The organism is Leptospira vanthielii serovar Holland str. Waz Holland = ATCC 700522 (genome assembly GCF_000332455.1).
In the GTDB taxonomy this organism is placed as follows: domain Bacteria; phylum Spirochaetota; class Leptospiria; order Leptospirales; family Leptospiraceae; genus Leptospira_A; species Leptospira_A vanthielii.
Genome location: NZ_AOGY02000039.1, coordinates 120265 through 135357, shown reverse-complemented (window position 1 = coordinate 135357; position 15093 = coordinate 120265). Strand labels below are relative to the sequence as shown.

The window sequence follows — 15093 nt, the reverse complement described above, 5'->3', positions numbered from 1 at the left end:
ACGCCACGTATTAGAATTCCTGAATTTTTTTCGAACCTAGGAATTTGAAGGTAAAATCTGGCTAAATGGGAAGGATGGGGCGTACCTATGGCAATATGGTGGATCATTTTTTTGTTTTCAAATCCCTTTCTAAAAAAGAAGCTATCATGAAATCTATGTATCGGAGTTTTTCATGAAAAAATCCCTCATTTTGGCGCTCGCTCTCGGGCTTTTCTTGGCTAATTGTAAATCTAAAGTGTATACCCAAGAAGAGTGTGAGTCTGCTCTCGCTAGCACGTTCACTCAAATCGAAGATTACGTGGCGTAAAAAGAATCCAGCGGCAGCACCAGTTCTCGCAGGATTACAACAAGGTAAACAAAAAATGATCGATCAGTGTATGGAAGGAAAATTTGATCCTAACTGTTTGAAAAATGCACCAGGTTTAGCTGGCATTATGGGGTTGTGTAAAAAAAATAATTCTACAGATCCTACCGGGGATGTACATTCCCGGTTTTTGTTTCACTCTCTAAACTTTCAAAACCCCCAGGTTCTGCATAACAGCCGTGAGTCCGATAAGGACCATCTTCAAAAAACCGAATTTCCTGCGCATATCGTTTCCCTTCTCTTAAACATTGTTTGCAGATAAAAGGCCGAATGGCCCAGTCTTCGCATTCTTCTGGCCGAAAACTTGGGAACACTCGCAAAAAAGGTTTGGATAGTTCCTCTGCAGGCTCTGCCCAAAGGACAAAACCAAAAAACACAAAGGTTCCCAAAGTCAAAGTTAGTTTCATTCAATAAAACTATCGGGATTTTTTGCTTTTTTCAAGATGGACTTGTGAGAGAAAAATTAAGTACAGAATGGAAAGGGGTCGTACTTGTTCTTGTGGGAGCACTTTTATTCAGTGCAAAAGCTGTTGTAGTCAAATTGACTTACCGATACGAAATTTCAGCCATTGGATCGCTTTTTTTTCGGATGTTGTTTGCATTTCCTTTTTTGGCTTGGATTGCTTGGAGAGCAGAAAAGGAAGAAGGGAAAACCTTACTTACCAAAAAAGATGTAATCCATGTCCTCCTTATGGGGGTTGTTGGATATTATTTGGCTAGCCTCTTTGATTTTCTCGGGCTTCAGTACATTAGCGCTGGGCTTGAACGTATTATTCTTTTTATTTATCCCACTCTTGTCGTAATTTTATCCTTCCTATTCTTAAAAAAGAAAATCCATACCAGAGAAGTGTTTTCTCTTTTTCTGACATATACTGGTGTTTTTTTAGCTTATGGACAAGACGTCCAACTGGGTTCAGCGAAAGAAGTAAGTTTAGGGGCATTTTTTATTTTACTTTCTGCTCTTACTTACGCCATTTATTTGATGGGAAGTGGATCCATTATTCCAAAGTTAGGTGCAAAAAAGTATACTGCTTGGGCTTTGATCATTTCTTCTTTTGCCGTATTTATCCATTTTGCAATATTTGGAACTTATAAAGAACTCATCCAACCATTCTCTTTTTATGCCCTTGCCTTTATTATGGGGACTGTGAATACAGTGATCCCTGCCATTTTTGTTTCCGAAGGGATCAAACGTGTTGGTAGCAAAACAGCCGCTATAGTCGGTTCTGTTGGACCAATGTCGACTCTTTTTTTGGCTTATTGGCTACTAGACGAGCCGATAACAATACTACATAGCATTGGTACTTTATTCGTACTCACTGGAGTTTTTTGGATTAGTACGGCAAAAAAAGCAAAAGAAGTGTCTGTTTAGGAAAGAATTTTTCTTTCCAATTGTTGATAATTGGTAGAGAATCAAAGGTCTATATGAATTTAAGAAACCTGCTGTTTATACTCGTATTTGTCACAACAGTGTCGCAGAGCGAACTGCATGCTCAATTTACTTGTGAAGGATCAGCCTGTAGTTTTTTACCCCCAACACTTACGGAAGCTGGGAACAGCTCCCTTAAAAAATTTGAAACGGGATACTTAAACGAAGTACTCAAAACCAATTTAGAAGCTGGCTTTCTTGCCAACGTTGGTGCAAGTAATATCGGAACCGGTATGGTTCGTCGTATTCAATTCGGTGTCAGTGCTTCTGCTGCTGGGTATAAAAAAGACGATATCCAAATCCAAGACAATTATATTAAATTTCCTAAACTTCCTAATGTGGGCGGTGCGGTGATTCCTTCTTTCCATTTGGATTTTAATCCAGGATGGTTATTTGGCACTTCCGAAGGCGGATACATCCGTCGGATAGGAATTTTCCTTCATGGTATGAACGTAGCTGTTTCAGAAGATCAAATCCAATCAGCTTCCAATAATAAAAATTACGAAGGCCGTGTCGCCGTACGGTCGTATGGTGGTATGATCCGTTACCAGTTGCTTGAAAAAGAAGGTTTTTTAATGAACCTGATCACGTGGAATGGAATCAATGTGGGTGTAGGACATCATGTTATGGAACAGAATATGAGTCTTAGTTATTTGGAAGGTAAGGCAGCTCAAATCGAATTCCAAGGTGTCAAAGGGAAATGGGGTGGAGATACGAACTTCCAATTTAATACCAAGGTCCAAACCACGAATGTAGACCTTCGTACAGGGCTTGGTCTTTTTTGGATCGCCAATGTCATTGTGGGTGGGGGATATAGTTGGAATTCAGGTAGTAACTCGGCAAACTTAAGTCGAAGAGGACCTTTCTTAATCAATACGAACGAATCCCAACCTTTGGAATTGCCTAGGGAATACCAATCCGTTGTGGACAAAGAACTTCTGGCACAAAATCCCAATGCCACTCTTGGGTTTAGAGCCAGTAGCGAATCTAACTCCAAACGCGGAATTGGATACGGGATTGTTGGATTAGAATTTGATTTGTATCTTTTAAAGGTGATTGCGGAAGGTTTGTATGGAGGAAAGGATCTGTACTCTGCCAATTTAGGTATCAAACTCTCCTTTTAGGAAAACTTCGGGGAAATCCATAAAACCTTGCCATAAGGATCACCGAAATTACCCTTCGTCCTAGGTCTAAGTTTTAATGAAGTTATACAAACGCTACGTAAGGGCATTCACTCTTGCATCCCAAGTTTTCTCTTTAGGAATTGTCGTTCCCATTGGAATTGCTTTAATTCTTTTCTATGTTGATTTAAGCCCAACTCAAATAAAAACTTTCATTGGTGCAACAATTGCGGCTGCCCTTGTGAGTTTGCTTCTTCCTGCACTCATCTTTCCTAAAAAACTAAAGGCCATTAAGAAGGGACTGATCGAACTTGAGTCTCAAACTGAGAAAGATCCCAAAACCTATGTGGCAGTTTGGGACCTGATTGCAAAAATGCCTGTGCTTGGAGCGACAGTTGGTGCTTCCCAGTGGGCACTCGCCATTCCTATCGTTTTAACTCCCGTATTGTATTTACCGGAGACGAGTAAATCCGATGGATTTTATATTATCTGTGTTTTGTTACTCACATCGTTTCTCAATATCATCATCTCCTTTGTTTTTTTGGAAAAAGCTTCGCACATTATCTTAGATGATGATATTTCCCAATCCGATTTAAATGAACGCATCACTCCGTATTATCGAAATTTAAAAAATACTGTGCCTATCATGTTTTCTTTTATGGTGATGGTACTTTCGATTTTCCTTCTGATTTATTCGTTCAATGTGAACGCCAAAGCTTTGGAAAAAGCGTTTTCCAACCAATTGTATAATTTTAACCAAAGTAATGAAGCGGGGATCAATGTTTACTTCGGAGCGGTGGAGAATTCTCTAAAGGAAGTTGCTACTCTACCTGCCGTAAAACAAGCATTAGAAACAAAAAATTATAAACTTGCAGTTCCAGCATTGGAAAAATCATTCAATGATACTCAACTCCTTTTGGAAAATGCCTTCATTGCCAATTTTGAAGAAGGGACACCGATTGTAGCATCGGGACTTCCAGGTGGTACAAGTACTGGATTCAAATTAGAATCCAATCCAGAAGTTTTAGAAAATATCAAAGCGTCGAAAGAAGGGAAACCTCACGTTGGGATTGCCGTCAAATCTCCTATCAGTGGTCAAATCGTGATCATGGTCACGAGCCCTGTGAAAAATGCAAATGGGACTGTGGTGGGTTTTGTAGGAATGCCATTCCTCGTGGGAAAGGCGATGGAATCCTTCTTAAAAAATGTCAAAATTGGGTCCACAGGGTATTCCTTTTTACTTGATCGTGAAGCGACAATGGTTTACCACCCCAATCCCAAATACCTAATGAATAGTTTTAAAGGGTCTGAATTTGAACGCCTCGCAATGAATGCGGGAGAAACAGATTCCTTTCGGAATCCTTGGGAAGGATCCACTTTTTTACTTCGTAGAAAGGTAAGTTCTAAATATGGAATCCAATTTTTTTCCACGATTGATCTCAAAGAAATCGAGGTAGAAAGTTTATCTTCCCTTAGAGGATTGACCGTCATTAGTTTGATTGGTTCTATTGTGATTGCGCTTGCCATTTACATTCTGTTTTCCTCAAGATTTCGACCAATGAAAACCATTGGTAAAGTACTTCAAAATGTAGAAGTGGGTGATTTACGAACCAAGGTGAAATTAGAATCTTCCGATGAATTTGCTCGCCTTTCCCGAGGTTTAAATTCCACACTCAAACAAATCATTGAAGTGGTTGGGTCAAACCAAGCTTTTTCGGAAGATTTAGCTTCATCCGCCGAACAGATGTCAGCATCACTGAATTTATTGTCTTCCAATGCACAAACACAAGCGGCATCTGCCGAAGAAATTTCTGCATCCATCGAAGAGATCTCCGCTGCCGTACAAAACGTAGATGCCCAAGCCGAAGACCAATTCCGCAAAGTGGATTTTTTAAAAGTAAAAATGGCAGAACTTTCCAGTTTGATTGAAGCGACTGGAAAACAAGTTGGGAAAGCTTCACAAGATGTGACTCAAATTTCAGAAGAAGCAAAACTTGGCCAATCATCACTGGACTCGATGCGTAACTCCATTTCCAAAATTAGTAATAGTTCGGAAGAAATTGGAAGTGTGATTGAGATCATCAATAATATATCCGAACAAATCAACTTACTTGCGTTAAATGCTGCAATCGAAGCGGCTCGTGCTGGCGTCTATGGGCGAGGGTTTGCTGTGGTTGCCGATGAAATTGGCAAACTTGCCGAAAAAACGGCGATCTCCATCGGTGACATCGGAGAACTCATCCAAGCAAATGAAAAAGAAATTGAAAGTGGTCGAGAGACAATTGAAACCACAATTTCTCTCATCCAAAGGATCATCCAAGGTGTGAGCTCCTTCAATCTCATGACGGACACCATTGATAAAAGCACCAAAGAACAGCTCATCATCAACCAAAAGGTGGGAGAAGAAGTCGACAAGGTAAACCAGATCAGTCAGGCCATCCGACTCTCTATGGAAGAGCAGAAAAATGCGATCGGGGAAGTAGCGCAGGCTATCTTTAGCATCAACGATTTGACCCAAGGGACGGCAGCCGGGCTCGAAGAAATGACTGCTACCTCCAATGGGATCGCCAATTTAGCGGAAACCCTCAAAAGGAAGATCAATTTCTTCAAAATCTCTTAGATTTTTGCATATTTTGCTTGCCCGAATCTACATATCAAGATTTCTTGATATGTAGATATCTTGGATATGGCAGTAGAAACCCTTTCCCAATCTAGGCCCTCTGGCCACTTGCTTTCCGCAACCAAAGCCATATCCGATGAAACACGGATTCGGATCCTTCATATCCTCAGTTTTGGTGCTTTTTCTGTAAACGAAGTCGTAGAAATTTTGGGGATGGGACAGTCTCGGATCTCTCGTCATTTGAAGATACTCACTGAGGCCGGACTCATTGGCTCTCGCCGGGAAGGAAGCCTTGTTTATAGTTTTCTTCCTGAGGAAGAAGATACAGAACTGAAATTTCCACTCGAACTCACCAAATTATTGTTATCTTACAAAGAAGACCTTCCCTCAAGGGAAAGGGACCAAAGAATGGTCCACCAAATCCTAGAAACTCGGGAACGAAAATCAAAATCCTTTTTTGATGGGGTCGCTGAAAGTTGGGAAAAATTACAAGAAGAGACATTACATCCCAAACTTTACCGTTCTTGGATTTTGCAGGAGCTTCCTCTTTGCGAAAATATTTTGGATTTGGGTTGTGGGCCTGGTGGGCTTATCCCTTTTCTTTTGAACAAAGCCAAACATGTTACAGGAGTGGACAACTCCTCTAAAATGATTGAAAGTGCTTTCACCAATTATGGAAAAAATCCCAGCGTAAGTCTCATTCAAACTCCTATGGAACATTTACCTTTGGCAACTCACTCCTGTGATGCGGTTGTTGCTTCTATGGTAATGCATCATATTTCACATCCACCGACTGTACTTGAAGAAGTGGCACGGGTTCTAAAACCAGGTGGAGTTTTGTGTATTGTTGATCTAGGAAAACACAACGCGGAGTATATGCGTGATAATTTTGCGGACCTTTGGCTTGGATTTGAACCAGAATTATTTGAATCCTGGTTGTCCAATGCAGGTTTCCGCGTGGACTCTATGAATGAGATCCAAACAGAATCTAGTTTTAAAATTTTAACTATCAAAGCAACAAAAGAAGAAGGAGGACAATATGTCCACAGCAACTGAAACAAAAACAGAAAGATTGCCATTTAAAGTGAAGGATATCTCTCTTGCAGAATGGGGAAGAGAAGAGATCATTTTGGCAGAAAAAGAAATGCCGGGCCTTATGGCTCTTCGTAAAGAATTCGGAACTTCTAAGCCACTCAAAGGTGCTAGAATTTGTGGATCTCTTCACATGACAATTCAAACAGCGGTTCTAATTGAAACCTTGGCTGCATTAGGTGCTGACATTCGTTGGTCCTCTTGTAACATTTTTTCGACACAAGACCACGCAGCAGCAGCCATTGCAAAAGTAGGAATTCCTGTGTTTGCATGGAAAGGCGAAACAGAAGAAGAATACTGGTGGTGTATTGAACAAACACTATTTTTTGACGGTGGTAAAGGACCAAACATGATCCTTGATGACGGTCATGATCTAACTCATTACATCCATGAAAAATACCCACAACTTCTCGCAGACATCAAAGGTGTTTCGGAAGAAACAACTACAGGTGTAATCGCACTTCATAAAAAATTGAAAGCGGGAACACTTAAAATCCCTGCAATCAACGTAAACGATTCAGTAACAAAATCTAAGTTTGATAACCTTTATGGTTGCCGTGAATCACTTGCTGACGGTATCAAACGTGCCACAGACGTGATGCTCGCAGGTAAAGTAGCACTTGTTTGCGGATACGGTGATGTTGGAAAGGGTTCTGCTGCATCACTTCGTAACTTTGGTGCACGAGTGATTGTGACTGAAATTGATCCAATTTGTGCTCTTCAAGCAGTGATGGAAGGATACCAAGTTCTTCGTGTAGAAGATGTGATTGAAAACGCAGATATCATTGTAACGGCAACGGGAAATGATGACATCATCACTCTCGAAAACATGAAAGCAATGAAAGACGGTGCCATTCTTTGTAACATTGGTCACTTTGATACAGAAATCCAAATGTCTCGTTTGAATTCTGAAAAAGGTGTGATCAAAAAAGAAATCAAACCACAAGTTGATAAATACACTTTCCCTAACGGTAGATCCATTATCGTTCTGGCAGAAGGACGTTTAGTAAACCTTGGTTGTGCTACTGGCCATCCATCGTTTGTAATGTCTAGTTCTTTCACTAACCAAGTTTTGGCACAGATCGAACTCTACACTACAAAATATGAGTTGGGTGTACATCGTCTTCCAAAACACTTGGATGAAAAAGTGGCAGCACTTCATTTAGAACAGTTAGGAGTTCGTTTAACAAAACTAACTCAAAAACAAGCTGATTATATCAGTGTTCCACTCGAAGGTCCTTACAAACCTGACCACTACCGATACTAAAAAAATCGCCCTTTTTGGTAGAAACCAGAAGGGGCAATGGAGTTTCTCATGGCTTATGTTGTAACTGAAATTTGCGTTGATTGTAAATACACAAGTTGTGCAGCAGTTTGTCCGGTGGAAGCTTTTCATGAAGCTCCGGACACTTTGTACATTGATCCGGACACTTGTATTGATTGTAATGCTTGTCAATACGAATGCCCAATTGATGCGATTTTCCCGGACTATGATGTCCCGGAAAAACACAAACCTTCAATCGAAGTAAACGCAAAAGAAGCAAACAAATTCCCGGTAATTGTAACGACTAAACCACCCCTCAAAGGTGCGAAGTGTTCCGACCCGAGTAAATAAAGAATTAGGGGTGTGTGGCTTAGACCCTGCACCCTTTTACTATATACTAATATAATTATATGAAATTTGAATATACCAATCCTTCCTCCAAATCCCTTTTAAAATTAATCAATGAGAGAATTCTCGTTTTAGATGGTGCTATGGGCACCATGATCCAAAGACATTCTTTGGAAGAAGAAGATTTTCGAGGAGATCGTTTTAGGGATTGGCCTTGTTCCATAAAAGGAAATAACGATGTTTTGGCGATCACTCGCCCTGATATCATAGAATCGGTTCACCTGGAATACCTAGAAGCTGGTGCCGACATCATTGAAACCAATACATTTAGTTCGAACATTGTTTCCCAGGCGGACTACCAAATGGAGTCAGCGGTTCGGGACCTAAACCTTGCTGCCGTAACTTGCGCTAAAAATGCAGTCGCCAAATACAAAGCAAAAACTGGGAAAGAAGATGTATTCATTGCAGGTTCCATTGGACCGACAGTAAAAACCGCTTCTCTTTCCCCGGATGTGAATAATCCTGCCTTTCGTGCTGTCACCTTTGATGAGTTAGTGGATTGTTTCTATGAACAAGTTTCTGCCCTCCTAGACGGTGGGGTGGATTTACTTTTACCAGAAACCAATATCGATACTTTAAATCTTAAGGCTTGTATTTTTGCGATCGAGAAAGTATTTGAGGAACGTAAAATTCGTATCCCCGTTGTGCTTTCGGTGACGATTACCGATGCCTCTGGTAGAACTCTCTCCGGTCAAACGGGAGAAGCATTTTATATATCGATCAAACATGCGAAAGCCTTGGCTGTTGGAATCAACTGTGCGCTCGGTGCTGGTGAGATGCGTCCTTATATCGAAGAACTTTCTCGTGTAGCCGATGGATATGTGTCTTGTTATCCGAATGCCGGTCTTCCCAATGCTTTTGGTGGGTATGACCAAACACCAGAAGAGTTTGGTGGTTGGATGAAAAACTTTGCGGAAGCAGGTTTTTTAAACATAGTCGGTGGATGTTGTGGGACAACACCAGATCACATCCGAGCTGCCAAAGAAGCAGTCTCTAACATTGCTCCCCGACCTTTAAGAGAACAACCGAAACTCAGTACGTTTGCGGGTCTTGAACCATTAAAACTCACGAAAGACCAAGGGTTTATCAATATTGGGGAAAGAAATAACGTCACTGGATCTCCGAAATTCAAAAAACTTATTTTAGATGGAAATTTCGAAGAGGCGGTCCAAGTGGCTCTCCAACAAGTACAAGCTGGTGCGAACATCATCGATATTAACTTTGATGAGGCTCTCCTGGATGGAGAAGCTTCCATGACGAAGTTTTTAAACTTAATTGCCGGCGAACCAGACATTGCTCGAGTTCCTTTTATGGTGGATTCTTCCAAATGGTCTGTGTTACTTGCAGGATTAAAATGCATCCAAGGTAAACCCATTGTCAACTCAATCTCTTTGAAAGAGGGAGAGGAAGTTTTTCTTAGTCATGCTCGCACGATCCAAAGATTTGGGGCTGCGGCCATAGTGATGGCATTCGACGAACAAGGGCAGGCGGCAACGAAAGATGACAAAGTCCGTATTTGTAAACGTGCGTATGACCTTCTTGTGGAAAAATTGGATTTTGATCCTACCGATATTATTTTTGATCCAAATATCCTTACTGTCGCGACTGGAATCGAAGAACATAATAACTATGCGATGGATTTTATTGAAGCCACTCGTGAGATCAAACAAATCTGTCCTGGCGCGAAAGTTTCTGGTGGTTTAAGTAATATTTCCTTCTCGTTTCGTGGGAATAACCCAGTCAGAGAAGCGATGCACTCCGTATTTTTATACCATGCCATCCAAGCCGGAATGGATATGGCGATTGTAAATGCGGGTATGTTAGAAGTTTATGAACAAATCCCCAAAGATTTACTCGAACTGATTGAAGATGTGATTCTCAACCGTCGCCCCGATGCTACAGAACGTTTGATTGATGCAGCAGCTACCTTCCATGGTGAGGCTAAAGTCCAAAAGAAAGATGATGCCTGGAGAAGCGGTTCTGTGGAAGAACGCCTCACTCATGCTCTTGTGAAAGGGATTGATGAATTTGTAACCCAAGATACAGAAGAAGCTCGCACTAGTTTTGCAAGACCCCTCGAAGTGATTGAAGGGCCTCTTATGAATGGGATGAAAGTAGTAGGGGAACTTTTTGGTGCAGGGAAGATGTTTCTACCACAAGTAGTAAAAAGTGCACGGGTAATGAAAAAAGCTGTGGCCTACTTACTTCCTTACATGGAAGAAGAAAAACGAAACCAAAAAGACGAAAGTAAACAAGCTAAATTCCTCATTGCAACTGTGAAGGGTGATGTTCACGATATCGGGAAAAATATTGTGGGTGTTGTTCTTGCATGTAACAACTATGAGGTGATTGACCTGGGTGTGATGGTTCCTTGTGAAAAGATTTTAGAAACTGCCAAAAAAGAAAATGTAGCAGCGATTGGTCTTTCGGGACTGATTACGCCATCTCTTGATGAAATGGTTTATGTTGCCAAAGAAATGGAACGCCAAGGTTTCCAAGTTCCACTTCTGATTGGCGGGGCAACAACTTCGCCTGCTCATACAGCAGTGAGAATTGCCGAACAGTATTCAAAGCCAGTCCTTCATGTGATGGACGCATCTCGTGTTGTGAATGTGATGAACAGTGCTCTTAACCCGCAAACATCGGCGGATTATGCAAAAACTGTTGTTGAAGAACAAACTAGAATTCGGGAAGAATTTTATTCTAGAGAAAATGAACGAAACATTTTACCGATCCAAGATGCCATCAAAAATAAATTCCATGCCAAATGGGATGACTATACCCCACCTAAACCAAGTTTTACGGGTGTAAAAAAAATTGATGACGTGAATTTGAAGGATTTACTCCCCTTTATCGATTGGTCCCCATTCTTTTTGGCATGGGAGTTAAAAGGACGTTACCCTCAAATTCTAAAGGATCCAGTGATTGGAAAAGAAGCCACTTCTTTGTTTAATGATGCACAAATCATTCTAAAAGAAATGTTGGAAAATCCTTCCCTCAAACCAAGGGCTGTTGTGGGAATGTTTCCGGCAGTTTCTCATGGGGAAGTGGTCGAAATTTTTGAAGACGATACAAAAGCCAAATCTTTGGGTTTATATCCGATGTTACGCCAACAAACCGTCAAAATGACAAATCAACCAAACTATAGTTTGGCGGATTTCATAACTCCTAAAGAAAAAAATAAAAATGACTACATTGGGTTTTTTGCGGTCACTGCAGGGCATGGAATTGAAGAGTTGGCAAAAACCTATGAGGCCAAACAAGACGATTACAATTCGATTTTAGTGAAGGCTCTTGCAGACCGATTTGCCGAGGCTTTTGCAGAGTATATGCACCATAGAATGCGCGAAGAGTGGGGATTTGGAAAAGACGAAAATTTAACTACCGAAGATCTCATTCGTGAAAAGTATCGCGGCATTCGTCCGGCCCCAGGGTATCCTGCTTGTCCTGATCATACAGAGAAAAAGAAAATTTGGAAACTTTTGGATGTCGAAAAAAATGCAGGCATCCAACTCACCGAATCCTGTGCGATGTGGCCGGCAAGTAGTGTGAGTGGGTATTATTTTGCTCATCCTGAATCTCGGTATTTTGCCATTGGTAAAATTAACGAAGACCAGGTGGTGAATTATTCGAAAGACAAATCCATGGAAAAATCGGAAGTGGAACGTTGGTTGTCACCAATTCTCAACTATGATCCGTCTCGTAAGTCTAAGACTTAAGAGGAAGAAGTTACCAAGTAACTTCCGGGGGGATCAAATGAGTTTGATCGAAAAGAACCACAATCATGGATGGAAGTCTGTCGCCAAAACAACGCTTGGTGGTGGATTTCCCTTCCATTCCAAACTTGCGTCGTGGTTACAGGAATATACAAATATACCGAAAGAAGCTGAATTGGAAATTTTAGAAGTGAGTTGTGGTGAGGCCAGTTGTCCCACAGAGGAAACGATGATTGTTTGGAAAGAGCATGAATTTCGTATCTCTCGAAAAAAAGAACAAATATCTAAGATGGATGTGGATTTATCTTGGAAACGGTTTGTAGAAAAGAGTCACTAGGCCCGCACAAGGGATCGAAAGCGGAAATCCTTTTGCGAAGCGAAAGATTGTAGCGGAGAGCCCGGTCGGTGATTTAATCCGATTTTCGCATTGGATCAAATTCGATGTGCCATAAAAAATAAAGATAGAACCATGGTAGATTCAATGATGTTTTTTAAAAATAATCCCCGGTATATATTTCTTGTGGATGGTTTTGGTGCCATTCTTTCGGCTGCACTTCTCGCTTTGGTTCTACCCCTTTTTCTCAACCTACTCGGGATGCCTTTAGAAACTCTTTATATTTTATCAATTTTACCAGTAGTTTATTCCATATATTCGTTGTTATGTTATTTTTCGGATCCATTCCAGTGGAAGTTTTATTTGCGTGTGATTGCGATTGCAAACTTTTTATACTGTTTGGTGACAATGGTTTATCTGATTTTGAATTTGGAACAAACAACCATCTTTGGTGAATTGTATTTTGTTTTAGAAATGATAGTTGTTGCCGGTTTGGCAACATTCGAATTAAAAATATCTAATTAGCGTTAGACGACGGAGCTACCGGCATATAATACTTAAGACCTAAATTCCCTTGGATTTCTGGTGCCCAAAGTTCATCCAAAGTACGACCAGCTTCCCTGGCATTCAAAGGAACTCTTACCATCCCTTCAAAGGTTAAATTGCTATTAGAAATACTGATCCCTGGTGTCACGTAGACTTGTCTTCCCACAAAGTTGGTCCTAGAAGGTTCTTGTACACGTATAGAGGAATTGAGGCGGCTATTGATTTCGTTATCAAAACGGTGGAGTTCTGAGAGTTGTAAAAAGAGTTCCCAACGAGAGTTTTTAATAAAGGAAAACAAATTACGGTTGAGCCGGTATTTGATTCGGACTCTTGACTCTGCCACGTCCACATAACCAGAAGCACCTTGGTTCATTGACATTCCCATGCTGAGACCCAAATCAAAAGTAAAACCACTTCGGTAATACACATAAGTGACATTGGGTTGGTAAGAAAGTAGGGCGGAGTTCATTCGTTCGGGCCGGACATCGAAATTCCCTTCCGGATTTCGGTAGGGGTTCGTTGTTGAAAAAGGAATTACGGGTGAAAAAATTTGGATTCCTGCCATGGGATCATCGGATTTAGGAAGTTTGCCATCAAATCCGAGTTCCAACTCCTTTGGGAAACGAAAGGGAATTAATATCGCCAAATTTCCGTTATGTGAGCCGCCGACTTGGAATAAAGAGGCTCTCGGATCTGAGAATGAATAACTAGAAAAGAAGGGTAGGCCTTGTGCAAAAATAGTAAGGCTCGTCATAAAGGCGAGAATGGTTGGTAGTACTATCTTTTTAAGCATCTAAAAGCATTTCTGCCTGCTTTTCCTTAGTTTGGCAATGAAATTTGCTTTCTTCTCGCTCTTTTTTTGTTATAAGTTTAACCGATGAATGAAAACGATACCAAGGTTGAACAATTTGGTCCTTGTACCATCCCAAACCCAGCAGGGTATGACTATTGGACGGAAGATAACTCCGTCGTACTTTTCCAAACTATATTTTCAGGCCATGCCGATGCCAAAAAGACCGTAGAAACCAGTCCCGTATTCTTTGAACAAGCTGGTCCCAAAGAGAAGATCTACTTTCGTCCGGAAGAAGTCACTGCGGGCATTGTGACTTGCGGGGGACTTTGTCCAGGAATCAACGATGTGATCCGTGCCCTTGTGATGGAATTACATTACCGTTACAAAGTACCTCGCATTTTGGGATTTCCTTTTGGATATGAAGGTCTTGTCAAAAAATTTGGACATAGACCGGTGGAGCTCACACCCGACAAAGTGGCTCATATTATGAACTTCGGTGGATCCATTTTAGGATCATCTCGAGGGAACCAAAATATTGGAGATATGGTCGATACACTCTGCCTTTATGGAGTAAAGATGTTATTTTGTATCGGTGGTGATGGGACTCTTCGCGGAGCTCAGGCCATCCAAGAGGAAGTTCGCAAACGGAAGGAAGACATCTCTATTGTGGGAATTCCCAAAACCATTGATAATGATATCAATTATGTTCAAAAGACATTTGGTTTCTCGACTGCGTTTAGTAAGGCAGTAGAAGCTGTGAACTGTGCTCATGAAGAAGCCAAAGGTGCCCCCAATGGAATCGGACTTGTAAAACTTATGGGACGTCACTCAGGTTTTATCGCCGTCAATTCGGCACTTGCCTCTAAAAATGTAAATTTTGTACTTATCCCCGAACTTGATTTTGATTTAGAAGGAGAAGGTGCCTTTCTTAACGTTTTGAAAGAACGAGTACAAAAAAGAGGTCATGCCGTCATCATTGTGGCAGAAGGTGCCGGTCAAAAGTACTTTGAAGACAAAGGGGAAAAAGACCAATCGGGTAACAAGAAGTTGGCGGATATTGGGATTTTTATTAAGGATAAAATTACAGAGTACTTCAAAAAAGAAAATGTGACTCTCAACTTAAAATATATAGACCCAAGTTATATCATTCGCTCCGTTCCTGCCAATGCAGAAGACTCTGTGTTCTGTGGATTCCTTGCTCAAAACGCAGTGCATGCTGCCTTTGCGGGTAGAACGGGTTGTGTGGTGGGAATTTGGAACAATGTGTTTACAGTGATGCCCATCTCACTTGCCATTGCCGAAAGAAAGGTGTTAAGACCCGAGAGAAGTACTTTATGGCGAGCCCTACTTGCGTCTACTGGTCAACCCAATGTGATGAAGGCGAAATAAGATTGCTTACGATAAAA

Annotated in this window: 13 protein-coding genes and 1 pseudogene; 12 read left to right on the top strand and 2 right to left on the bottom strand. The window is 41.1% G+C overall.

Annotated elements, in window-relative coordinates; genetic code table 11:
* Window positions 1-172 precede the first annotated feature (172 nt).
* Complete coding sequence (locus tag LEP1GSC199_RS21780) at window positions 173-307, top strand: TIGR04454 family lipoprotein (protein ID WP_002980747.1); 135 nt, start codon at window positions 173-175, stop codon at window positions 305-307.
* Window positions 255-392: pseudogene (locus LEP1GSC199_RS21775) on the top strand (hypothetical protein); the annotation flags it as partial. The gene LEP1GSC199_RS21780 and the pseudogene LEP1GSC199_RS21775, both read left to right, overlap by 53 nt.
* Window positions 393-468: 76 nt before the next feature.
* On the opposite strand, the gene LEP1GSC199_RS09000 reads toward LEP1GSC199_RS21775, so the two are convergent.
* Window positions 469-771 (bottom strand): hypothetical protein, encoded by a 303-nt coding sequence (locus LEP1GSC199_RS09000; RefSeq protein WP_002987789.1) that lies wholly within the window; start codon window positions 769-771, stop codon window positions 469-471.
* A 44-nt stretch (window positions 772-815) separates the two neighbouring features.
* Here LEP1GSC199_RS09000 and LEP1GSC199_RS08995 point away from each other — a divergent pair, with 44 nt between their 5' ends.
* The 9 genes from LEP1GSC199_RS08995 to LEP1GSC199_RS08955 all read left to right on the top strand — a co-directional run bounded on the left by LEP1GSC199_RS08995 (window position 816) and on the right by LEP1GSC199_RS08955 (window position 12873).
* Window positions 816-1736 carry a DMT family transporter gene (locus LEP1GSC199_RS08995; RefSeq protein ID WP_002980644.1) on the top strand — a complete coding sequence of 307 codons (921 nt, stop codon included), beginning with the start codon at window positions 816-818 and terminating at the stop codon, window positions 1734-1736.
* Window positions 1737-1789: 53 nt separating this feature from the next.
* Window positions 1790-2917: an Lsa36 family surface (lipo)protein gene (locus tag LEP1GSC199_RS08990; protein WP_039926437.1), complete on the top strand. Its 1128-nt coding sequence runs from the start codon at window positions 1790-1792 to the stop codon at window positions 2915-2917.
* Between the two features lie 76 nt (window positions 2918-2993).
* On the top strand, window positions 2994-5534 hold the full coding sequence (locus LEP1GSC199_RS08985; protein WP_002980693.1) for a methyl-accepting chemotaxis protein: 2541 nt from the start codon (window positions 2994-2996) through the stop codon (window positions 5532-5534).
* A 66-nt stretch (window positions 5535-5600) separates the two neighbouring features.
* A complete protein-coding gene (locus LEP1GSC199_RS08980) occupies window positions 5601-6590 on the top strand; it encodes an ArsR/SmtB family transcription factor (protein WP_002980853.1) in 990 nt (329 codons plus the stop codon).
* Window positions 6574-7893: an adenosylhomocysteinase gene (gene ahcY / locus LEP1GSC199_RS08975; protein WP_002980690.1), complete on the top strand. Its 1320-nt coding sequence runs from the start codon at window positions 6574-6576 to the stop codon at window positions 7891-7893. Before LEP1GSC199_RS08980 ends, ahcY begins: the two co-directional genes overlap by 17 nt.
* Before the next feature lie 48 nt (window positions 7894-7941).
* On the top strand, window positions 7942-8241 hold the full coding sequence (locus LEP1GSC199_RS08970; RefSeq protein ID WP_002980754.1) for a ferredoxin family protein: 300 nt from the start codon (window positions 7942-7944) through the stop codon (window positions 8239-8241).
* A 59-nt stretch (window positions 8242-8300) separates the two neighbouring features.
* Window positions 8301-12017 carry a methionine synthase gene (metH, locus tag LEP1GSC199_RS08965; protein ID WP_002980698.1) on the top strand — a complete coding sequence of 1239 codons (3717 nt, stop codon included), beginning with the start codon at window positions 8301-8303 and terminating at the stop codon, window positions 12015-12017.
* Between the two features lie 37 nt (window positions 12018-12054).
* Window positions 12055-12351 carry a hypothetical protein gene (locus LEP1GSC199_RS08960; RefSeq protein WP_002980834.1) on the top strand — a complete coding sequence of 99 codons (297 nt, stop codon included), beginning with the start codon at window positions 12055-12057 and terminating at the stop codon, window positions 12349-12351.
* A 132-nt stretch (window positions 12352-12483) separates the two neighbouring features.
* Entirely contained in the window at window positions 12484-12873 is a 390-nt protein-coding gene (locus LEP1GSC199_RS08955; RefSeq protein WP_039926453.1) for a hypothetical protein, read from the top strand.
* Here the strand turns inward: LEP1GSC199_RS08955 and LEP1GSC199_RS08950 are convergent.
* Complete coding sequence (locus tag LEP1GSC199_RS08950) at window positions 12866-13687, bottom strand: hypothetical protein (RefSeq protein ID WP_002980670.1); 822 nt, start codon at window positions 13685-13687, stop codon at window positions 12866-12868. The genes LEP1GSC199_RS08955 and LEP1GSC199_RS08950 overlap by 8 nt on opposite strands.
* An 84-nt stretch (window positions 13688-13771) precedes the next feature.
* Between LEP1GSC199_RS08950 and LEP1GSC199_RS08945 the strand changes: the two genes are divergently transcribed.
* Complete coding sequence (locus LEP1GSC199_RS08945) at window positions 13772-15076, top strand: ATP-dependent 6-phosphofructokinase (RefSeq protein ID WP_002980835.1); 1305 nt, start codon at window positions 13772-13774, stop codon at window positions 15074-15076.
* Window positions 15077-15093: the final 17 nt, after the last annotated feature.

What these genes read in the sequence shown, in the direction of transcription:
- LEP1GSC199_RS21780 (WP_002980747.1), top strand. Translation starts at nt 173, where the DNA reads ATGAAAAAATCCCTCATTTTGGCGCTCGCTCTCGGGCTTTTCTTGGCT.
- LEP1GSC199_RS09000 (WP_002987789.1), bottom strand. Translation starts at nt 771, where the DNA reads ATGAAACTAACTTTGACTTTGGGAACCTTTGTGTTTTTTGGTTTTGTC.
- LEP1GSC199_RS08990 (WP_039926437.1), top strand. Translation starts at nt 1,790, where the DNA reads ATGAATTTAAGAAACCTGCTGTTTATACTCGTATTTGTCACAACAGTG.
- LEP1GSC199_RS08985 (WP_002980693.1), top strand. Translation starts at nt 2,994, where the DNA reads ATGAAGTTATACAAACGCTACGTAAGGGCATTCACTCTTGCATCCCAA.
- LEP1GSC199_RS08980 (WP_002980853.1), top strand. Translation starts at nt 5,601, where the DNA reads ATGGCAGTAGAAACCCTTTCCCAATCTAGGCCCTCTGGCCACTTGCTT.
- ahcY (WP_002980690.1), top strand. Translation starts at nt 6,574, where the DNA reads ATGTCCACAGCAACTGAAACAAAAACAGAAAGATTGCCATTTAAAGTG.
- LEP1GSC199_RS08970 (WP_002980754.1), top strand. Translation starts at nt 7,942, where the DNA reads ATGGCTTATGTTGTAACTGAAATTTGCGTTGATTGTAAATACACAAGT.
- metH (WP_002980698.1), top strand. Translation starts at nt 8,301, where the DNA reads ATGAAATTTGAATATACCAATCCTTCCTCCAAATCCCTTTTAAAATTA.
- LEP1GSC199_RS08960 (WP_002980834.1), top strand. Translation starts at nt 12,055, where the DNA reads ATGAGTTTGATCGAAAAGAACCACAATCATGGATGGAAGTCTGTCGCC.
- LEP1GSC199_RS08955 (WP_039926453.1), top strand. Translation starts at nt 12,484, where the DNA reads ATGGTAGATTCAATGATGTTTTTTAAAAATAATCCCCGGTATATATTT.
- LEP1GSC199_RS08950 (WP_002980670.1), bottom strand. Translation starts at nt 13,687, where the DNA reads ATGCTTAAAAAGATAGTACTACCAACCATTCTCGCCTTTATGACGAGC.
- LEP1GSC199_RS08945 (WP_002980835.1), top strand. Translation starts at nt 13,772, where the DNA reads ATGAATGAAAACGATACCAAGGTTGAACAATTTGGTCCTTGTACCATC.